General features: G+C 35.5%; 20 protein-coding genes. 7 read left to right on the top strand and 13 right to left on the bottom strand.

Annotated elements, in window-relative coordinates; all coding sequences use genetic code 11:
* The first annotated feature begins 98 nt into the window (after positions 1 to 98).
* A complete protein-coding gene (gene pafA, locus BLQ19_RS05535) occupies positions 99 to 1,784 on the top strand; it encodes an alkaline phosphatase PafA (RefSeq protein ID WP_074537657.1) in 1,686 nt (561 codons plus the stop codon).
* Here the strand turns inward: pafA and BLQ19_RS05530 are convergent.
* Positions 1,776 to 2,627 carry a glycosyltransferase family 2 protein gene (locus tag BLQ19_RS05530; protein ID WP_074537656.1) on the bottom strand — a complete coding sequence of 284 codons (852 nt, stop codon included), beginning with the start codon at positions 2,625 to 2,627 and terminating at the stop codon, positions 1,776 to 1,778. The genes pafA and BLQ19_RS05530 overlap by 9 nt on opposite strands.
* Before the next feature lie 245 nt (positions 2,628 to 2,872).
* Between BLQ19_RS05530 and BLQ19_RS05525 the strand changes: the two genes are divergently transcribed.
* The 3 genes from BLQ19_RS05525 to BLQ19_RS05515 all read left to right on the top strand — a co-directional run bounded on the left by BLQ19_RS05525 (position 2,873) and on the right by BLQ19_RS05515 (position 7,457).
* Complete coding sequence (locus tag BLQ19_RS05525; protein ID WP_074537655.1) at positions 2,873 to 4,108, top strand: TolB family protein; 1,236 nt, start codon at positions 2,873 to 2,875, stop codon at positions 4,106 to 4,108.
* An 81-nt stretch (positions 4,109 to 4,189) separates the two neighbouring features.
* Entirely contained in the window at positions 4,190 to 6,004 is a 1,815-nt protein-coding gene (locus tag BLQ19_RS05520) for a PorP/SprF family type IX secretion system membrane protein (protein WP_024479240.1), read from the top strand.
* 814 nt (positions 6,005 to 6,818) lie between these two features.
* Complete coding sequence (locus BLQ19_RS05515) at positions 6,819 to 7,457, top strand: response regulator transcription factor (RefSeq protein WP_024479241.1); 639 nt, start codon at positions 6,819 to 6,821, stop codon at positions 7,455 to 7,457.
* A 69-nt stretch (positions 7,458 to 7,526) separates the two neighbouring features.
* Here BLQ19_RS05515 and BLQ19_RS05510 read toward each other — a convergent pair whose 3' ends face one another.
* Positions 7,527 to 9,224 carry a GMC oxidoreductase gene (locus BLQ19_RS05510; RefSeq protein WP_074537654.1) on the bottom strand — a complete coding sequence of 566 codons (1,698 nt, stop codon included), beginning with the start codon at positions 9,222 to 9,224 and terminating at the stop codon, positions 7,527 to 7,529.
* A 109-nt stretch (positions 9,225 to 9,333) separates the two neighbouring features.
* Positions 9,334 to 9,846 carry a VOC family protein gene (locus BLQ19_RS05505; protein ID WP_074537653.1) on the bottom strand — a complete coding sequence of 171 codons (513 nt, stop codon included), beginning with the start codon at positions 9,844 to 9,846 and terminating at the stop codon, positions 9,334 to 9,336.
* Between the two features lie 119 nt (positions 9,847 to 9,965).
* On the opposite strand from BLQ19_RS05505, the gene BLQ19_RS05500 reads away from it, so the two are divergent.
* Positions 9,966 to 10,277 (top strand): winged helix-turn-helix transcriptional regulator, encoded by a 312-nt coding sequence (locus BLQ19_RS05500; RefSeq protein WP_024479244.1) that lies wholly within the window; start codon positions 9,966 to 9,968, stop codon positions 10,275 to 10,277.
* Between the two features lie 54 nt (positions 10,278 to 10,331).
* Here BLQ19_RS05500 and BLQ19_RS05495 read toward each other — a convergent pair whose 3' ends face one another.
* From BLQ19_RS05495 to gcvP, 6 genes are all read right to left on the bottom strand, one after another.
* Positions 10,332 to 11,219 carry a PhzF family phenazine biosynthesis protein gene (locus tag BLQ19_RS05495; RefSeq protein ID WP_074537652.1) on the bottom strand — a complete coding sequence of 296 codons (888 nt, stop codon included), beginning with the start codon at positions 11,217 to 11,219 and terminating at the stop codon, positions 10,332 to 10,334.
* 56 nt (positions 11,220 to 11,275) lie between these two features.
* Entirely contained in the window at positions 11,276 to 11,812 is a 537-nt protein-coding gene (locus BLQ19_RS05490) for a sigma-70 family RNA polymerase sigma factor (protein WP_074537651.1), read from the bottom strand.
* Between the two features lie 15 nt (positions 11,813 to 11,827).
* Positions 11,828 to 12,262, bottom strand: coding sequence for a hypothetical protein (locus BLQ19_RS05485; protein WP_074537650.1), 435 nt, complete (start codon positions 12,260 to 12,262; stop codon positions 11,828 to 11,830).
* A gap of 75 nt (positions 12,263 to 12,337) precedes the next feature.
* Entirely contained in the window at positions 12,338 to 12,859 is a 522-nt protein-coding gene (locus tag BLQ19_RS05480; protein ID WP_024479248.1) for a methyltransferase, read from the bottom strand.
* Between the two features lie 14 nt (positions 12,860 to 12,873).
* On the bottom strand, positions 12,874 to 13,932 hold the full coding sequence (locus BLQ19_RS05475; RefSeq protein ID WP_024479249.1) for a 3-oxoacyl-ACP synthase III family protein: 1,059 nt from the start codon (positions 13,930 to 13,932) through the stop codon (positions 12,874 to 12,876).
* Between the two features lie 170 nt (positions 13,933 to 14,102).
* Positions 14,103 to 16,952: an aminomethyl-transferring glycine dehydrogenase gene (gene gcvP, locus BLQ19_RS05470; RefSeq protein ID WP_074537649.1), complete on the bottom strand. Its 2,850-nt coding sequence runs from the start codon at positions 16,950 to 16,952 to the stop codon at positions 14,103 to 14,105.
* 138 nt (positions 16,953 to 17,090) lie between these two features.
* On the opposite strand from gcvP, the gene BLQ19_RS05465 reads away from it, so the two are divergent.
* Positions 17,091 to 17,915 (top strand): UbiA prenyltransferase family protein, encoded by an 825-nt coding sequence (locus BLQ19_RS05465; RefSeq protein ID WP_074537648.1) that lies wholly within the window; start codon positions 17,091 to 17,093, stop codon positions 17,913 to 17,915.
* On the opposite strand, the gene BLQ19_RS05460 is transcribed toward BLQ19_RS05465, so the two are convergent.
* Together BLQ19_RS05460 and BLQ19_RS05455 are read right to left on the bottom strand one after the other, a co-directional pair.
* Positions 17,912 to 18,142 carry a hypothetical protein gene (locus BLQ19_RS05460; RefSeq protein WP_024479252.1) on the bottom strand — a complete coding sequence of 77 codons (231 nt, stop codon included), beginning with the start codon at positions 18,140 to 18,142 and terminating at the stop codon, positions 17,912 to 17,914. The genes BLQ19_RS05465 and BLQ19_RS05460 overlap by 4 nt on opposite strands.
* Entirely contained in the window at positions 18,139 to 18,699 is a 561-nt protein-coding gene (locus tag BLQ19_RS05455) for a sigma-70 family RNA polymerase sigma factor (protein ID WP_024479253.1), read from the bottom strand. The genes BLQ19_RS05460 and BLQ19_RS05455 overlap by 4 nt, the downstream gene beginning before the upstream one ends.
* Positions 18,700 to 18,776: 77 nt before the next feature.
* On the opposite strand from BLQ19_RS05455, the gene BLQ19_RS05450 reads away from it, so the two are divergent.
* Complete coding sequence (locus BLQ19_RS05450) at positions 18,777 to 19,133, top strand: rhodanese-like domain-containing protein (protein ID WP_074537647.1); 357 nt, start codon at positions 18,777 to 18,779, stop codon at positions 19,131 to 19,133.
* Between the two features lies 1 nt (position 19,134).
* Here BLQ19_RS05450 and BLQ19_RS05445 read toward each other — a convergent pair whose 3' ends face one another.
* Together BLQ19_RS05445 and BLQ19_RS05440 are read right to left on the bottom strand one after the other, a co-directional pair.
* Positions 19,135 to 20,043 carry a TIGR01777 family oxidoreductase gene (locus BLQ19_RS05445; RefSeq protein WP_074537646.1) on the bottom strand — a complete coding sequence of 303 codons (909 nt, stop codon included), beginning with the start codon at positions 20,041 to 20,043 and terminating at the stop codon, positions 19,135 to 19,137.
* Positions 20,044 to 20,050: 7 nt separating this feature from the next.
* Positions 20,051 to 20,938, bottom strand: coding sequence for an SAM-dependent methyltransferase (locus BLQ19_RS05440; RefSeq protein WP_074537645.1), 888 nt, complete (start codon positions 20,936 to 20,938; stop codon positions 20,051 to 20,053).
* Positions 20,939 to 20,944 lie beyond the last annotated feature (6 nt).

The following is a 20,944-nucleotide window of genomic DNA, read 5'->3' as shown; positions in this document are numbered from 1 at the left end:
ATTGTTTTTATTTAGGTAACTTTCTTAGGTTGGATTTAACTTTTAATTCAATTATAAAATTATTTATTTCTTTACTTTTAGCACTTAAATTATTTCTGATGAATTATAAGAATTCTGCTGTAGGCTTATTTACAGCATTTATGTGTTTCACGAGTGTTGCAGTGCTAGCACAACGAAAATCAAAAAAAGATAAAGAAGAGAAAACGGTCATAACTGCTCCCTTTGTTCGACCAAAATTGGTTGTGGGGATTGTTGTAGATCAAATGCGTTATGATTACTTAACGCGCTTTTATGATCAGTATGGTGATGGTGGTTTTAAGCGTTTAATGAATGAAGGTTTTAATTGCAAAAACAATCATTTTAATTATGCACCCACCTACACGGGGCCAGGTCATGCTTCTGTATACACAGGTACCACACCAGCAACACATGGTATAATAGGAAATAACTGGTATGATAAACAAATAGATAAGGAAGTGTATTGTGTGTCTGATGCTACGTATAGTTCTGTAGGAACTACATCGGATGCAGGGCAAGTATCTCCTTTTCAAAATGCAGTAACTACCGTAACTGATGAACTGCGTTTGCATACACAGATGAGAGGTAAAGTAATAGGTATAGCACTTAAAGATAGAGGTGCCGTTTTACCAGCAGGACACACAGCAAATGCTGCATATTGGTTTCATGGTAAAGATGAAGGACGTTGGATTACCAGTAGTTTTTACAGAACCGATTTACCAAAATGGGTATTAGATTTTAATGCATCAGGGAAAGCAACATCTTATAAGAAACCTTGGAATACCTTAAAAAGTATAGATTCCTATGTAGAAAGCGGAACAGATGATAATGCCTATGAAGGAAAATTTAAAGGAGAAGTAAACTCTTCTTTTCCTCATGATATTCCTGCGCTTTGGGAAGAAAATGGTCAGTATGACCTTATTAAAGCAACGCCTTATGGGAATAGCCTAACGGCAGATTTTGCTATTGCCGCTTTAGATGGGGAAAATTTAGGATCCGATGCTATTACCGATTTTCTTACAGTTAGTTTTTCAAGTACAGACTATGTAGGTCATATGTATGGTGTTAACTCTAAAGAGGTAGAAGATACCTACTTGCATTTAGATGCAGATTTAGAACGCTTATTAACGACCCTAGATGATAAGGTTGGAGTAGGAGCCTATACGGTATTTTTAACAGCAGATCATGCCGCAGTAGATGTACCTTCTTATCTTAAAGATCAAAAGATACCAGCAGGTTACACCGATAGTAAAGCGGTAAAAGAGAAGTTTGCTGCGTTCTTAAAGTATACCTATGGTACAGAAGATATTGTAAAAAATATCTCTAATAGTCAAGTCTTCTTAGATTATAAGATTGTAAAGAACCTAGATTTAGAATTAAGAGAAGTAGAAGAGCAGATCGCTAATGAGTTCATGTCATATGGTATCTATGAGCGTGTATTTACAGCGCAGCAAATGTTAGAGAATAACTATACACATGGGGTTCCTTACATTATTCAAAACGGATATAATCCGCAACGTTCTGGAGATGTTATGTTGGTATTAAAACCAAATTATATTCAATATGGGACTACAGGGTCTACGCATGGTTCTCCTTATAAGTATGATACACATGTTCCTTTATTGTTTTTTGGTCAGGGAATAAAAAAAGGGGCTACAGTAGCTCCTACAGAGATTCCCGATATCGCACCAACAATAGCAGCCATGTTAGGTATTGCTTTCCCTAATGGCACTACAGGAAAACCAATTTCAGAAGTTTTAAAATAACTGCTTTTTAATTCCTTGCCATCTTAGGTTACGAATAAATTTACCCTCTTCTGGATGTACCATGAAGGGGGTTTTTTGTTTTTTAGCATGGAAATACCCTTTCATATTATCAAAAAAGGCATGTAGCTTTCGCTGCTTCATAGCCATTTTTAAAGATGCGATTAAGGTAATGGTGAATCCATAATGCATGGTATACATTGCTTTTCCTTGGAGCTGTTTGGCTTTTTTATTGTAAGCGTTACCTGTTGGACGCAGATGTTTTACATTTAAACCTTCTAGTGTAATAATTTCAAAACCGTGAAATTGGGCCAACAATTCATCAACAGTATCCCAGCCCATAGCGTTTTTGAGTCCGCCTATGGCCGTATAGCAAGCCTTAGAGTAGGATTTAAAGGCACCTCGTACGTGTTTTTTGTGCATAGGGTGGTTCAGTTGCCAATCTCCTGTTTTAGTCGCTTCAAATACAAAACCACCAACCACACCTGCGGTATTGTTAGTTTCAAATACGGAGGCTACCTCAGAAAAATAATTAGGCGGAAGTATTAAGTCAGCATCTAGCTTAACAATAAAGTCATACGCATCATCTAAGAGTTGTGTTCCTTTAGTAAAGGCATTAATAACTTTACTTCCGGGCATGTGATCTGTAGAGGAAAGCGTATTTAATTTTGTTATAAATGGGTATTGCGCTGTATATTGATCAATAATCATTTCCGTATGGTCTGTAGAGTTATCATTGACCACAATTACTTTTTCTGGTAAGAGTATTTGTGTTACTAAAGACTGTAAAGTGCCCTCTAAAAAATCTTGTTCATTATGTGCGGGAATAACTACGTAATACTTCATCAATTTTTTTAAGACTTAAGGTGTAAATATCCAATTATTATTTTGCTTTTTATCGAAGCTGAATTACCTAAAAATGATTTTTATGGATAAAAATATCAGTTTTTTCAGGTCAAATATCGGATTAAAAACCCTTTTTTTCGATGAAATACACCTTTTTTGTAAAAACCTATGATTTTTTATTAGTTATTCTCTTGGAATAAATAGTGAATTTTGTCGAAGATATTAACCCCTTTATCGAAATAGTTATGAAAAATAATTTAACCTACAACGTGTTTTTTGCAACAATGATTGCATTTTCATGCTACACTATCCAAGCACAAGATTCTGATAGAATGTCAAAATCTGAAAAAATAGAAAACACAAAACGAAATGAAAATTTTAAGACTTTAAAGAACTTAGGATATTCAGAAAAAGAAATATATGAAGATTTGGGTAATGCCAATTTTTTAAGTGAAAACTACGAGACAGCATTATACTGGTACACTAAACTTTTTAAGTTGAGTGATGGTGCTGGAGTAAAAGATAGTTATGTAGAGCGTTACCAATTTGCCATGAAAAAAAGTGGTCATGGAAAAGCAACAGATTTCTCTAAGGAAAAAAATTGGGTTGCTTCTGTAAAATCTGATTACTATGTAAAAAAATCAAGAGAGCAAAAATTCAATGACTTTTATATTAACCCTACGGCAAGTAAAAAGTCTATAGAAGATTTTGTAGCTAGAGAAACAAGAGCAGCTATTACAGCAGAAAATAAAGTTAACAGCAAGCAAGAAGAATTACAAATTGCAATTACGCCAGATGGTACTGCAGCCTACTTTACAAAAGCAGTGTATGTAAAACCAGAGTATGGTGTTTTTTCAAAAAAAGAACTAGTACATAAAATATTTAAAGCAGAAAAAGTTTCGGGACAATGGAAAACGGTAGAAGAAGTTGCCTTAGGTCCTAAAAATTCATCTGCAATGCATCCAGCAATTTCAGAGGATGGTAAGCGATTATTTTTTGCGTCAGACATGCCTGGTACTTTTGGTAAGTTTGATATTTATGTAGCAGATTTAAAATCAAACGGTAAGTTTGGTACTGCTAAAAATTTAGGAAAGAAAGTCAATACAGATGAAAATGATCTGTATCCAAATATTGTGGGAGGGACTTCGCTATTTTTCGCCTCAAACGGGCATAAAGGCTATGGGGGACTAGATGTTTTTATGGTGGAAGTAGCTAATAACAGGGTTGGCGCTTCAGTCAACCTTGGTAGTCCCATTAACAGTTCAAAAGATGAATTCTCATTAGATATTATGAATAAAAACGGAACAGGTTATGTATTAATCAACCGTGGAGAAGATAACGGCGCTGTAGAGCGTGTAGCCTTCAGCTATTCTAAATCAAGAAATAGTTTTACCCCAGAAACTAAAGATGATGGCATATTAGAAGCAATGAATACCGAGTCTAAAATTAATTATGCGACCTCAATATTTGAAGATAAGTAGCCCCAACTGCTTACCAGATAATACATAATACTCCCCAAGGTATTAGCGATTACAAAATAAACCCCACAAAAATCCCCAAAGATGAACAACGTAACTAACATATCGAACAAAATTACACTGGTACTACTATTTTTAGTAATGATGAGCTTCCAGTCTGTAATTGGCCAAGAAGAGGCCACTGCAAATTTTGGTACAAAAACAACGTATCATAATCAATTGTTCTTTAACAGATTCTTAATTAATCCTACTTTTTCGTTGGTAAGAGAAAACAAATCTTACGTAAACATTTTACATAGAAATCAATACAGCACTTTTGAAGATAACAATCAAAATTACTTTATAGGTTTTAGTAATAAGATTAATGATCATACGGCATTAGGTTTAGGGGTATACAGCCAATGGTCAGGAGTAGTTCAAGAATTTGGTTTCAACGCAAATTATGCAACGTCTGTTCAATTAGGAGATAAAAGTAGCTTAACCTTCGGGACGAATGTTACTTATTTTAGTGATGGTTTAGATAGAAATCGTGTAGTAGCAGATGAAAACGATCCGCAATTGGCGCAAGCTCAAAAGGAAAGTAAAATTGCTATTCAACCAGGGGTAACCTTATCAATTGGGAAATTTGATTTTAGTGTATATGCACAAGATTTATTTAAATACAACCAATCTACAAACGAGTTTTTAACCAACTTTAATGATAAAAGTATTAAAGCTGCTTTACAGTACACACATACAATGGGGACAACTCGGGGGTTGTTTGCGAACGGTAGGTTTACACCTATGATTCAAGTGGCACGTAACAGTGATAATAGTTTTACCTATGTAGGTTCAATGGTTTTGGAATTACCAAAATACGGATGGTTGCAAACTACTTTTGATGCAGATTATGGGCTTTCTGCTGGGTTTGGGTTTAATTTAAATGATAAAATGTCTTTGGGGTACTTAATGGAAAAAGACGTGGCAAATACACAAGCAGATTTAGGGTGGAATCATGAGTTATCTGTAGCGTATACTTTTAAGAACAATAAAAAGACCTTAGCAGATTACGTTGACAACTCTCAGGATAGCAAAGTAGATGCCATTATTAGAAACTATGAAGAGCAGATTTTAAAATTGATGTCTGCACAGGAACAACAAACTAAAAAGTCAGAGATAGAAAATGGGGTTGATGACACAGAGCGTGTTGTTCCTGTTAAAGCGAAGAAAGGAATTCCTAAGAAGAGTAGAAAAACAATAGAAAGAGGAGCAGGTTCTAGCGGAATGGCTTTTAATGAGCCAACAGAAGCAATAGAAGATGTAAATTCTTTAGCGTATCAAAATAGTTTAATATTAGATGAGTTAATCTACAGATTAGATTCTTTAGAGTCTACTAGAAACCAAGAGTTCGAAAGAAGATTTGAGGATATTGTTAGAGTTCTTAAAAATGAAATCCAGACAGCGGGTACCACGAAATCAAATACGGCAATAGCACAGAAGGCTTCTTTTAATAATCCTAATGAGGTAATTGCTTCTACAAAAGCAGAAATTAAAAAGGTATACGCCATTAATAATGATCATACGAGTAAGACTTACGAAAAATTACCAATAAAAGTTTTAAATGAAGCTGATATTGTAGGGGTAAAAACAGGGTTTTACGTGATAGCAAATGTGTATAAAACAGAGAAGTATTTAAATGCTTTCATGAAGAATCTTCAGAATAGAGGATTAAGTCCTAAGAAGTTTTATAACAAAGAGAACGGTTTGTTCTATGTGTACTTAGCAGATTACGAAGTGAAGCAAGAAGCAGAAACAGCTTATGTTTCTAACTTAAATGGGAAATACAATGATGAAAAATGGATCATGCAAGTTGATACAATGAATTCTACTGCAACTGCAGTGAACATGTATGAAGACTAGAAAATAAAAATTACATATTTGGGATAGTACGCTTTAATTGGGAAAATAAAAACTATTGAAATTACTAAGATTGGTAAAACAGTCGCTGTAATTTTGATAGTTTTTTGCGTTTAAAACCTCTTTTTCTAGGTGCAAAATAACTTTTCGACCAAATGCATACCTTTTTAAAAACACTTATTTTATTGAAATACATATAGTTATAGATGAAATGCTATGTAGTTCATCGAAACGTATTTAAACGTAGGAAAAAGATTACTAAATTTTACTAGGTTTGTAGAATAATTATATAAATTTAGAAAAGTTAATCTAAATTATCAGGAGTTTTTAAACTTGAGTTGTTATAGTAGTAGCAAGTATAATTTAGTAATGTTTAATCCAAAAATGAAAAGCTTATAAAATAGAATTTTACATTTTCCCAAATCCCCCAAATAAATGAAACCTAACAAAAACCTTCAGTTTCCTCATCGAGGATACGACATTCTTTTTCAGAAAATCAAAGAAAATCTTAGTAACTTCCTAAGAGGAATTAAACCGTTAAAAGCACATAAACTCCAGTTTTATTGGCGCTGATTTTCTATTTCATACAATTTTAATTGCTAGATTTTAAGGCACTTTGCTATAAAATTTTCATCTTAAATTAGTCCCCCTTTATTTTTAAGATTCTAATTATATAGTGGCTATAAGGATAATTCCCCCAAATTATCTCACTAGAATATTGTCTTTTTTTAGCGCTTTATCTAAAACAATTTTTAATTGTTAATGTCTTTTGTTGCCCAAACATGAAGGATGTTAGCACCCCAAAAACCCCCACAATATGCAATCAAATGTTCTAAAAATCATGATCATTGATAACGATACACAATCTCATGAAGGTTATCGTTATTTCTTTGAAACCTACACAGATTATGCACTTGCCGGAATTTATACTTCGGTGAATGATGCCCTAAAAGAATTTAACTCTGTAATGCCTGATATTATTGTATCAGAAGTTGCAATTCCGGACTTAAATGGAATTGATGCTATTCAATATTTCAGAAAATTAAAAGCAGATATAAAAGTTATCATGCTAAGTGCAGATAGCGATTTTGAACAAGTAAAAAAAGCATTTAAAAATCAAGCTAATGGGTATTTAACGAAACCTCTAACTAATGCCAGGCTTCACCACGCTTTAGATTCTATAAAGTTTGAAGGTGCAGCCATGAGTCATGATATAGCCTCAAAGTTAATCTCTATGTTTCAAAGTAAATCCTATGATTCTTTTTCCAAGAGAGAAAATCAGATTATAGAATTTCTTTGTCAAGGTAGTACCTATAAAATGATTGCCGAACGATTATTTATTACAGCAAGTGCTGTTAATTTCCATATACAGAACATCTATGTAAAGCTTAATGTAAATTCTAAATCTGAAGCTTTGGTTAAGCTAAGAGAGATGGAGTTGAAAGAGGCTTGCTAGTGCACACAATTTAATTTCAGTTTGATTACTTTTTCGGGTAGTATGCCAGTACTACCTGGAAAAGTTTTTTTATTTACTCAAATTATCTGCTAAGTGTTGTGCTAAAGCCACCATGGTTAAAGTTGGATTCCATGAGGCACCAGTGGGCCATAAGGCGGCACCGGTGACATATACGTTTTCTATATTTTTTAGTTTGTAATTTACATCTACGACTCCTTCATCTTTTTCATCACTAATCCAAAGTGTGGATGCTTCATGTACTAGTGCAGGAACCCTATAGCTTTTGCTTGTAGGTCTTTGTTCTTCCCAATTTTCAGTTTTAGTATCCCAATACTCTACCATTTTTTTTCCTTTAGGCGATAGGATTTCTTCTAAGGTTTCAAAAGTAGTTTTGTCCATCGAATTCCATACCTTCATATCATTTGTATTAGCAATAACTTGTAAAGTAGCATTAGTTGTTGGGTCTAAATCTGCATTTTTCGAAAACCAATTTTGTTTATTTTTATAATCTAGTTCTCCGAGAGTAGCGCAGACAAATACGACATGATCTTTTGAAGTTAATAGTTGTTCTTTAGTCGCGGAGGCCACTACATCAGGCATATTTATTAATGCAGTTTTGATATTTTTACTCGGATTTTTATCTGATAATGCGGTTAGTTGAATGTGAAACTGGCCTTCATGGCCCCTTTCTGGGTTTACACCTGCAATGTAAAATGCGCCTAATTCTAATTCTGCTACCTCATGAGCAAAATCAAAATGTGCTCTTGGGATTCTGGCAATGATTGCAGAAACAAAATGTGATGTAAATCGTTTGCCTACGTTTTCTAGTTTAGGAAAGGAATTTTGAATTAATGTAGTAGGGGGCAGAGTTCCCATGGCAAGAATTAGTTTAGCATCTCCTATAGAGACAATACCTCTTGAGGTATCCAATGCGGTTGGGCAATTGCCTTGGGCTATAATTTTGTTAACAAGGCAATTTGTAACTATATGCACTAAAGCGCCTTCTCCTTTTTTGAATAATTCTTTTTGTTTTTCTGCGATCTCCAAGAGTTTGCCTGGTACGGAAAATTTGGAGAAATCTAAGTCCACTACGTCTGGGGTTTTCACCGCTAATGGTGCAGCGAAAGTTCTTGTAATTTCTTTAATTTTAAAGGAATTTTTAGCTAATTTTTGTTGAATCTCTTTTTGTAGTACACCATATACTGGTTTGTTTTTAATGGGACTATCAATTTGATCTGTTGGTACTACATTTAAAAGTTTTTCGGCTGTAGCAAAGTAATTATGAGCATTGGCAATGACTTCTTTAGGCCAATTAATCATTTCTTCTTTAGTGGGTCTGGGGCACCAAGCACTCCACAACGTAGAACGCCCACCAAAAAATGGCAGCATTCCATGCTGCCATTTGATATATTCTCCTTCTGTGGTTTTTTTGGACAAGGTCCAAGGGTATGTTTCGCTTAAACCTCCAAGTGTTTGTTTGTAGGGTAAAGGTAAATTTTGAAAGTGCTCCGGTAAAAAGAATTCTCCACGCTCTAAAATAAGTATTTTAACGAATGGATTTTTGGTTAATGTTCTTTCTACAAAAGCAAGACAGCAAAAACTAGAACCTATTACTATAAAATCAAACTGCTCAGTTTCTCGTATGTTTTTCCAATCAGATTGGGTGGTAAAAAACACATGATTCATTACGTCTTGGCCTGTTGGTTGTTGAGGCCCTGGTGTTGGAAATCCATAATTATAATTTGCACTGTGATCGTTTTTCTTCATGTGTATAAAGTTGCAGTTTAAAAATCTACAATAAATATAGGCATGTGATATGAACTACAGGTAGTCTATATTATAATTACAACATAAAGGTTTTTAAGCTTCCGTAGAATTATTTAGCATACGCACCAGATGAATAGGTTAGTTCATAGCTGTGAGTGTAAATCTCAAATACAATACCAAATGGATCTTCTACATAACACATTTTAAAAGGTTTGTCTTTAGGGTAATATTCACGAATAGGCATTCTTTGTTTTCCACCATGCGCTTTTACTTTTTCTACTAAACCTTCTATGTCAGGGTCTTGTATGCAAAAATGAAAAAGGCCTGTATTAAACGGACTAAATTCTGGCGCTTCTTTAATGCCTTGTAGAAATGAAAATAATTCCACCCCGATACCATCAGATGTAGCTAAATGGGCAATCTCAAAAGTTTCCCAATTATCACCAAATACATCAATACACATTTGTCCAATGGCCGTATCTGTTTCTTTATCAACGGTAGAGGGTTCCATAATTACATACCAGCCCATGACTTCCGTATAAAAGCTAACGGCTTTTTTAATATCAGGAACGGTAATGCCTATATGTGAAAACGATTTTGGATATTCTTTTTTAGTTGTCATAAGATTAATTTTAATGCAAAATAAATCTATATTTGCCTTAAATACAATAACTTACCTAAAAGTTGCTTAGTTACCCAAACGAGTAAATTGCTGATTTATAGTTATTTAATCTATGTTAAATGAATGCTAATTATTGTCCGCTAGATTATACCATGAATTTAATTGGTACCAAATGGAAGCCAATTGTGTTGTTCCATTTGTTAGAAGGAGCAGAGCGGTCTGGAGTTTTACAGAAGAAAGTTCCTGGAATTTCTAATAAAATGTTTACGCAAACGGTTAGAGAATTGGAAAGAGATGGGTTAATTTCTAGAGAAATATATCCAGTTGTGCCCCCTAAGGTAGAATATGCTTTAACTGCAAGGGGAAAATCACTAGAAGCTATTTTAAAAAGCTTAGATCAATGGGGCTTAGAAGATAAGAAGGGTATCTAATACGTACCTATAATGGTTCAACCCGTTATTAAACCATTATAGATCGTCTAAAATTTAATGGTCTAAGGTAATTGTAAGTTCCTCTTTAACAACTCCTTTTCCGCCAGCCATTAGTTGGGTAATTTTACCTTTTTCAATAGTTAGGTTTACCTTAATTAAACTAGGGGATGGGTGTTTCATAAAATGGCCTTGTAGAATATTGTAGCGTTCTTGGGGTAGTTGCATGACATCATGCAGATAACAAGCCAAAGGCCCTGCAGCCATCCCCGTAGCCGCTTCTTCAGGGATGCCATAACTAGGCGCAAACATTCTGGTGGTGGCGTGACTATTACGATCAGAGGTGTCTACTGTAAAGGCGTAATACCCTATCGCCTCTAGTTCTTCACTCAACCCTTTGATGAGCTCAAAATCTGGTTGTAAATTTTTAAGAAGTTCCGGGTTTTTGATGGGGATAATAACAAAAGAATTTCCAGTATGTACCAGTTGTATGGAGGTATTGGGTAGTAACTCTGATTTTTTGAGCTTTAAAGAATTTAGGATGCGTGCTTCGTAGGTTTCTAAGGAGGTATATTTTGGTGCTAATTGTTCCATGAAGGCATCTTCTCCTATAATTTTTATTTTTCGAGGTCCGTCTATAGTCTCTTTTGAGGAATTTGCGTCTTGTAATAATCCTTTTTGCTTCAAATATGAAAACGCAGCAACCGTTGCATGTCCGCAATGCGCAATCTGTTTGGTGGGTGTATAGAAATCTAATTTAAAGGCCTCTGAGGCAGATTTGGATACAAATGCTGTTTCAGATAATCCTACTTTCTTAGCTATTTCTAATTTGTTTTCAGGGTTGAGGTGGTCCGCATGAAGTACAACGCCCGCAGGGTTGCCTCCTTCGTTATTGGCTGTAAAAGCATTAATGATTTGTACGGTGATCGTTTTTGAAGTGTCCATATAGGTATATTTTAAGGATATAGCTAAGAGACGTAGGCTTTCTTAAAAAGACGTAGTTACTCAGTCTTTTTTTCAAAATTTAACAAAGTCCCCTTAGGATCCGTTTCAAGATTGGGGCAATCCAATAATTCTTTCTTTAGGATTTGTTTCGCTTTCTGTACTCGAGACTTTGTGCCAGAATAGGAAATATTTAACTGTTCTGCGACTTCTTTTTGAGAGTAATCTTGAAAAGCAGTTAAGAGGATTACTTCTTGGTGTACTTTTGAAAGTGATGCTATTTTCTGATTGATACAATTGCTTAAACTGGAATACCCAAAACTATCGACATCGTTTTCCGGAAGCTCTAAATTTGTTAGGCTCAGGTGTGATTTTTTTGATTTTCTAAAATGATCGATGAGGATATTTCTAGCAATTTGATATACCCAACTTGTCAGTTTAGACGTATGCTTTAGTTGGTGAATTTTTATTTGCACTTTTAAAAACACCTCTTGATGCAGGTCTTTGGTAAGATCCTCGTCTTTTAATTGAGAAAACATAAAAGCAAATAATTCCTCGTTAAGATCATCCCAAATTATACTTATGTCGTCTTTCACGGTGGCTTATTTAGCTTAGTTTTTAACCTGAGAAGTTCTGTTTACTTCAGTTAAAGATAAGTAATTGTTCTTCCCTAAAGTCATATAATATACAGGATATAGAAAAGCCATAATCGAAAGTGCCAGTAAAAATTTCAATTCGATATGCAAGAAGGCTTTGGTGGCTAAGAAAATTAATACAGATCCTATAATTAGTGGCATTATGAAACTACCATATTTAAAACCTGATAACCGAAGTGTTTTGGTTTCATTCGCTTTTATGGTAACCGTTAATTTTTGACTGGTACGCGTATTTATTTTAGCAATAACATCATAGCTACCTGGAGTAAGTTCTAGATCTAAGGTTTTACCATTTGCTATTTCCCCTTGCTTTGTGCCATCAATATAGAGTTCTATGAGTCTTGCTTTATTGTTCCATTCAGAAATACGTTGTACGTGTAACTTTGCCATATCTTTTGTAAAATGAGAAATACCTTCTCCGAAGATACTAGAAAAATGAAGAAAGGAAAGGCGACTAAAAAAAAATTATATACGTTCTGCGTATACCATATAATACCTAGGGGTAAATTTTCTAAGTAAAGGCCTAAAGCCTATTTTATTTACAGGATTCGTAAATTTAATACGGTCTACAATTTTCCAACCTGCTTTTTCCAAAAGCCAATCAAACTGCCAATCTTCAAATTCATGATAATGACGGTCCCATGTATCTGTCTTACTTTGGTAGGCCGGTGAAAACCATAAACGCATAGGAATACTAGCCACTAATTTATCGGCTTTTATCTCTCGTAATACATTGAAAGGAGCTATTAAGTGTTCAAAAATCTCGAAAGCAGTTACTACTTCAGCATCAGAGGCAGTTACAGAGGAGAAGTCTAGATCTAAATCTTCTCCTTTTGTATTGGCAATTTTATAGCCATGTTCTACCATGATTTTCGAAAACGGATTCGCTACACCTAGATCAAGAATAGGCTGCGATGTGGAAACATGCTTTTTTAAAAAGTTTAAAGTATGTTCAAATCGCTTGTTCGGAAAGGTGTTTTCGTACATGTAAAAAAAGGCTGTTAGTGTCTGTAAACAATGGCGTTTATATTCATTCCTGCGCCAACGCTTGCAAATATAACAACATCTCCTTTTTCAATCGACTGATTTTCTATTTTTCCGTGTCTTACCATGTCAAATAAAGTAGGGATGGTAGCTACAGAGCTGTTTCCGTTTTCCCTAATATTCATAGGCATAATTCCTTCTGGCATTTGCATCCCATAAGATTTATAAAAGCGTTTTACAATGGCTTCATCCATTTTTTCATTCGCTTGGTGTATGAATATTTTTTTAACATCGGTAATCTCTAGTCCGCTACTATCCAAACAATCTCTCATAGCTTGCGGTACATTAGTTACAGCAAATTCATAAATCTTACGACCATGCATTTTAATGTAGTTGGTACCTGTCGTATTTTCTTTGGAATAAGAAGGGCCAAAAAATAAGTAGTTTGCTTCCTCATAAGCGTAAGTGGCAGAAGCATGTGCTAATATTTCGCCATTCTTATCAGAGGCTTCAATAATTGTAGCTCCTGCACCATCGGCATAAATCATAGAATCACGATCATAATCATCTACAATACGTGAAAGGGTTTCAGCGCCAATTACCAAACATTTTTTGGCAATACCACTTTTGATAAATGCGTTAGCTTGTATTACACCCTCTATCCATCCTGGACAACCAAAAAGAAGATCATAGGCAACACATTTTGGATTCTTTATTTTTAAATGATGCTTTACACGGGTTGCCAAACTAGGCAAGGTATCCCCTTGAGATGTACCGTGTTTTACATCGCCAAAATTATGAGCGAAGATGATGTAATCTAAAGTTTCTTTATCTATTCCTGCATCAGCAATTGCTTTTTCAGCAGCAAAAAAGGCAATGTCAGAAGTATTTAAATCTTCGGTAACATAGCGCCTCTCTTCAATACCTGTTATTGCTTTGAATTTTTCAATGATTACTTCATTGGAATGTCCAAAAGCGGTTCCGTCCGTATTTAAAAAATTGTGGTTGTTAAAGCTACTATTTGCTGTTAAAACAGGTGGTATATATGATCCTGTTCCTGTAATTCCGATTTTCATTTTTTTGGTATTCATTTAATCTGCACCAAGTTACTAAAATTTCGATTAGTTGCTATGCATGCATAGTAAAAATAATGATGTTCAACAGTAATGTTTGCATACATTGAGTACAGAAAAAAAGCCTCTTCATGATGTTGAAGAGGCTTTAAGTATTGATTTTATTGGTGTTTTTACGCTTCCATATAGGCTTCAATAGGAGCGCAAGTACAAATTAAATTACGATCTCCATATGCATCGTCAACACGTCTAACCGATGGCCAGAACTTATTATCAGAGACAAACTCTAATGGGAACGCAGCTTTCTCTCTGCTGTATGGAAATTTCCATGCATCTGCGGTAACCATTTTTAAAGTATGTGGAGCATTTTTAAGTACGTTATCTGCATCATCACCAGAAGCTTCATTAATTTCTTTTCGAATAGAAATCATCGCATTACAAAAACGATCTAATTCTGCTAAACCTTCGCTTTCAGTAGGCTCTATCATAACTGTTCCTGCTACAGGAAAAGATACAGTAGGTGCATGAAAACCATAATCCATTAGACGTTTAGCAATATCCGTAACTTCAATTCCATTTTGTTTAAATGGTCTGCAGTCTAATATCATTTCATGTGCTGCTCTACCTTTTTCACCAGTATATAAAACTTCGTAATTACCACTTAAACGATGTTTGATATAGTTAGCGTTTAGAATGGCAATTTCTGTAGAATGTCTTAAGCCTTGTTCTCCAAGCATTTTTATATAGCCGTAAGAAATTAAGCATACCAAAGAGCTACCCCAAGGAGCAGCAGAAATAGCACTAATGGCTTTTTCGCCTCCTGTTTTAATGACAGGGTTGCCTGGTAAAAAGGGTACTAATTGTTCTGCAACGCAGATAGGCCCAACTCCTGGTCCGCCACCACCATGAGGTATAGCAAAGGTTTTGTGTAAATTTAAGTGGCAAACGTCGGCACCAATCGTAGCAGGATTTGTTAATCCTACTTGTGCATTCATGTTGGCACCATCCATATATACTTGTCCGCCGTTATCGTGAATAAGTTTTGTAATATGTTTTATAGAAGATTCAAAAACACCATGCGTAGAAGGGTATGTAACCATTAAGGCTGCAAGATTATCAGCATGTTTCGCTACTTTTTCTTCTAGATCTGCAACATCAATATTTCCTTTTTCATCGGTTTTGGTAACCACGACTTTCATACCGGCCATGACCGCAGAAGCAGGATTTGTACCGTGTGCAGAAGCAGGAATTAAACAAATGTTTCTGTGGGTCTCATTACGCGATTCATGGTACGCACGGATTACCATTAATCCGGCATATTCTCCTTGTGCACCAGAATTTGGCTGTAAAGAGGTACCTGCAAAACCAGTAATCACATTTAAGTCGGCTTCCAATGCTTTTAACATGGTTTGGTAGCCTTCCGCTTGATCTACTGGAACAAATGGGTGAATGTTGCCCCACTGCGCTGAACTTAAAGGTAGCATTTCTGAAGCAGCATTTAATTTCATGGTGCAAGATCCTAAAGAAATCATCGAATGATTTAAAGCTAAATCTTTACGCTCCAATTTTTTAATGTATCGCATCATTTCAGTTTCTGAATGGTACGAATTAAACACTGCATTTTCTAGGTAAGGAGATGTTCTTTGAGAAGCATTTGCTATGGCAGAAACCTCTTTTAAAGCGTTAATAGCAATAACATCTTTGCCTAAAGCTTCGGCAAATATTTCAACAACTTTTTGAAGGTCTTCTAGAGAGGTAGCTTCGTTTATAGCAATAGAAATGGTTTGATCATCACTATATAAAAAGTTGACTTCATTTTTCTCCGCAACAGGCTTCACTAAAGTCGCATCTGCTTTAACGGTAATGGTATCAAAATAAGAAGTATTTATTTGGTATACGCCTAATTGCTCTAGCGCATCGGCTAGTGTCGCTGCCGAGGTATGCACTTGTGTAGCAATATACTTGATCCCTTTTGGGCCGTGGTATACCGCATACATCCCTGCCATAACTGCTAGTAAAACTTGAGCCGTACAGATATTAGACGTCGCTTTATCGCGTTTAATATGTTGCTCTCTAGTTTGCAATGCCATACGTAATGCAGGATTGCCATCGGTATCTTTAGTAACGCCTATAATACGTCCAGGAATGCTTCTTTTATAAACTTCTTTTGTCGCAAAAAAGGCAGCATGTGGCCCACCATATCCTAAAGGAATTCCAAAACGCTGTGTGGTACCTACCACCACATCGGCACCAAATTCTCCTGGAGGTGTTAACAATGCCAAACTTAAAATATCTGCAGCAACTGCAACTTTAATATCTTGTTCTTTTGCTTGGGCTACAAAACTAGAATAATCATTTACTTGTCCATGCTTACCAGGGTATTGTAAAATAGCACCGTAAAAGTCCGTGCCAAATTCAAAAGTTTCATGGTTGCCAATTACTAATTCTATGTCTAAAGGAATAGCTCTTGTTTTTAGCAGCGAAAGTGTTTGAGGTAAGATTTCTTCGGAGACAAAAAACTTAACCACATTGTTTTTCTTTTGGTCTCTACTTCTTACTTCATACAACATGGTCATTGCCTCTGCCGCAGCGGTGCTCTCATCTAAGAGTGATGCATTTGCCAACTCCATTCCTGTTAAATCACAGATCATGGTTTGGAAGTTAAGTAACGCTTCCAATCTACCTTGAGCGATTTCGGCTTGGTACGGCGTGTATGCGGTATACCATCCTGGATTCTCAAGAATATTTCTTTTAATTACAGAAGGCGTTAAACTCTCATGATATCCTAAACCGATATACGTGGTAAATACTTTGTTTTTTTCAGAAAGATTCTGAATGTGTTCTAAAAACTTATGCTCACTCATAGGCGCATCAAGCGCAAGTGGCGTTTTTAAACGAATATCATTCGGAATGGTTTCGTAAATTAATTGTTCTAGGTTTTCAACACCAACCGTTTTAAACATGTGCTGGAGGTCTTCTTCTCTGATGCCAATATGGCGCGATGCAAACACGTCTGTCTTCATTAATTATGCAGTTTTTCTTAGAATTAGTCACAACAAAAATAACGATTAATTTACTCAAAATAGGGAATTTAGAACGTCCGTTGGCTAAAGTTTTTAACTAAAAAGAGAGGTTATAAACAGTTTGTTTATTTTTGTTCAATGAAGTTTCTTAAGCGACTTTTTGATTTTTATCTAGATGCCAGTATCCACGTTGCATTTGCCGTGTTTGCTTTAATGGAGGTGACCGCTATTTTGTTGAACATTTCCATAGATCGTCACTTGAAGTTTTTTGTGTTTTTTGGGACAATGACTGCCTACAATTTTGTAAAGTATGGTGTCGAAGCAAAGAAATATGTTTTAGTAGCCAATAGATATCATAAGAACATTCAGTTTTTTAGTATCATCGCGTTACTTATTGCGGGGTATAGCGCTTTCTATTTAAATGCAAATGAGTGGTACTTAATGGTGGTATTGTTCTTTTTAACAGGGCTTTATGCCGTGCCCTTGTTGCCACATACTAAAAATTTAAGAAGTTTAGCCGGACTCAAAATATTTATTGTAGCGGTTGTTTGGGCAGGGATTACGGTAGTGTTGCCTAGTTTTGAAAAGCCAAATGTAATTCCTTGGGATGTGGCTATAGAAACCATACAGCGTATTTTACTCGTATTGGTTTTACTCGTGCCTTTTGAAATTCGGGATTTAAAATATGACGATGTGGCTTTAAAAACCTTACCACAGCGCTTTGGAGTTCATAAAACCTTAACATTCGGAGGTTTTTCTGCGATAATACTTTATAGCTTAACCTTTTTAAAAGAAGTTTTGACCCCTTTAGATGCCATATCGAAGGGGATTCTTTTTTTAATACTAGGACACATTATGTTGTATACCAAAAAGAATCAAAGCAAATATTACGCATCTTTTTGGATAGAAGCGATTCCGATTTTCTGGTGGATTTCACTACTCTTAATAGCAAAATTACTTTAAGATACCGTTTCCTTTAATTTATTTTTCATCTCTTCTTTTTCCTTCTCAGACAAATTACTAAGCTTCGCTTTATCACATAAAGAGGTAAGCATAGTATTTTTTTTAGAGTGAACAGAACAGGCTTTACAAATAAGAATATGAAATTTAAGCTTTACCTTTTCGTAAAAAGTAGCTTCATCATATTGGGCTTTGTTGCAGATAACTGCAGCTTTATCACAAGAAATCATATATTGAACCAATTTTGATTAAGGCAATCCATCAAGGCCGTTCTTGACCTATGTATCATTACCCAAAGATTTGACGGATTAATTTCCAATTCATTACAAATATCTTCAGTACTTATTCCTTGAATTGTTTTCATTTTAAAAACTTGCCCTTGTTTTTTTGGTAATTTGCTGATGCAATTATGGATAGCAGCACCCAATTCTTCATTTTCAATACCGTCATTTTCTAAAATGCTATACGGATCTGCTACTTGTTCTTCTAGCCAATCACCATCGCTATCTACACTAGAATTGTAGGTCATTCGTACTTCGGCTTTGCCTTTGTTCGAATTAATTTTTCGATAATGATCAATGACTTTTCGTTTAAGGATAGAGATGAGCCAAGTGCGCTCAGCAGCTTCTCCTTTAAAATTTTTAGCAGATTTTAATCCGGCTAAAAAAGTTTCTTGTACAATGTCTTTGGCTATTTCGGCATCACTAACACGAATTACGGCGTAGTTAAACAAGTAATCTGCATATTGATCAACCCATGTGTCTGGATGCAATGAATGTGAAGTCATAAACTTTTTTAGTGGTTTCAAATTTACCTAATTTTTTTAACAACAAAATAGTGTACTTTTAACTTTAAACAATATTTATGAAATACACAGTTTTTTTATTCTTTTTAGCGTTCATTAATTATAGTTGTTCGCAAATAAAATCAAAACCTATCACAGAAGTTTCACAAGACGAACTTAAAACTATTGTCTTAGTAGATGTAAGAACTCCAGAAGAGTTTAACGCAGGGCACTTAGAGCATGCACTAAATATAAATTGGTTTGATGCTAATTTTCAGACACAGATAACAGAGCAGATTGCTAAGGATAAAACGGTTTATGTGTATTGTAAAGTTGGCGGTCGTAGTACCAAAGCAGCAGACAAGTTAACAGCTTTAGGGTATACGGTGGTAAATTTAGAAGGTGGGTATGATACCTATAAGAAGGCTAAGCACTAGCTTATATTAAATCCTTTAGAGCACTTTCTATCGTGGTATATTTAAATTTGAATCCTGCATCGGTTAGTTTTTGAGGAAGTACATTTCTGCTTTTTAAAATTAATTCTGTTTCGGTCTGTATAATTTTTGCTCCTATTTCTAATAGAAATTTAGGTAAGGGAATGCCAAAGGGTATGTTTAGTTGCTTGCGAATGCTTTTCATTAAAATAGCATTGGTAACAGTTTCTGGTGCAACACAGTTCACGACGCCTGTTAAGTTGTCGTTTTCTATAATAAAGTTGATGCTTTCCAGAAAGTCAGCACAATGTATCCAACTAAATTGCTGATTTCCTTTTCCTTGTGTTCCTCCAAACCCAATTTTTGCAAGTTTTACAATGGGCACTAAAGCCCCGCCATGGGTCGCCAAGACAATAGAAGTGCGTAAGGCTACTTTCCGCGTGTTTGGTGTCGTACTCTCATAAAATGCTTCTTCCCAAGCTTTAGCAACAGCTACAGAGAATCCTGTTCCAATTTCTCCTGTTTCTTCTGTCATTTGTTGGGTAAGAGCGTGCCGGTATATGGTAGCTGTAGAAGAATTGATCCACACTTTTGGAGGGCATGGACTTTGCGCAATTGCGTCTCCTAATATTCTCGTGGCAGCTACTCTAGAGTCTAAAATTAGTTTCTTATTTTTTGGGGTGTACCGGCAATCTACAGAGCGTCCCGCCATATTAATGAGTACCTCGCAAGAAGCAAATTCTTCTTTCCAAGGACCCAGTGTTTTGCCATCCCAAGTTACATAGCGACAGCCATTTTTGGTTTCGGTAGCACCTCGGGTAAGAATAACAATAGCAGTAAATTTTGACGCAAAATAGGTGGCAATCTCTTTTCCTAGAAAACCAGAACCGCCAGCAATAATCAATTTTTTCATGGATAATTTATTTCGTACAGGTGATGATATAATAACCGAAGCTGCGCATATGTAAACCAGATAATAAAGCAAAGAATGATCCTTTTAAATTGTGATAGCTTTCTTTTTTTAAGTGCTTGTTTTGGAATAAACTTTGTAAAGCAAAACCAATAATAGCAAAAGGTACATGAAGCACAGAAGGGGCAACTCTAAAGGAAGCATCTTCGACTTCAACCTTAGAAAAACCTTGATCTTTTAATTCTTGAACAATCGTAGTTAGTGTTCCCAGTCTTTCTAAACTCCAGTGGTTGCATAGTTTTTGGTAGGCATATTTCCCACCGTGACATAGATCTTCTTCATTAATTTTCAAAAAGGCATCTGCAATCACCAGTTTTCCATGTGGTTTTAAAATACGATACGCTTCTTTAAAAGATTGGCTGCTGTGCCCAGAGTGGCAAAGGCTTTCTATGGCGGTGGCAGCATCAAAAAAATTGGAAGGGAAGGATGTGTGGTTGTAATTTTCTTTAAGGATAATGCCCTTCATTTTTTTTAGCAACTGATTTCCTTTCGCCACCTGAAAATTGGATAAGGTGACTCCAAAGGCTGTTAGTTTGGGATGTTTTTTTAGCGCATATCGCATCGTGCCGCCCATACCGCAGCCTAAATCTGCAAGCGTATGTGATGCATTCGTAAGTGCTAATTTTTTAAGTACCTGATGGTTCATTTCGTTCAGCATGGCATCTCTTTTAAAGGGGTTGGTTTTAAAAGGGATAAAATAGCCAAAATGCATGTTGTAATCTGTACTCCAAAACTTATAATCTGCCGTGGCACCATTATAAAAACGGACCATCTCCATGCTGTTTTGCGTTGTTTTAGGTGTTGTAATATCTGCTATTTGTAGTAGTGAGGTTTCCATAGAGGT

Origin of the sequence: Cellulophaga baltica, assembly GCF_900102165.1 — a bacterium.
Lineage (GTDB): Bacteria > Bacteroidota > Bacteroidia > Flavobacteriales > Flavobacteriaceae > Cellulophaga > Cellulophaga baltica.
Note: the sequence above shows the minus strand (reverse complement) of the source record. Positions and strands in the feature narration are given on the sequence as shown.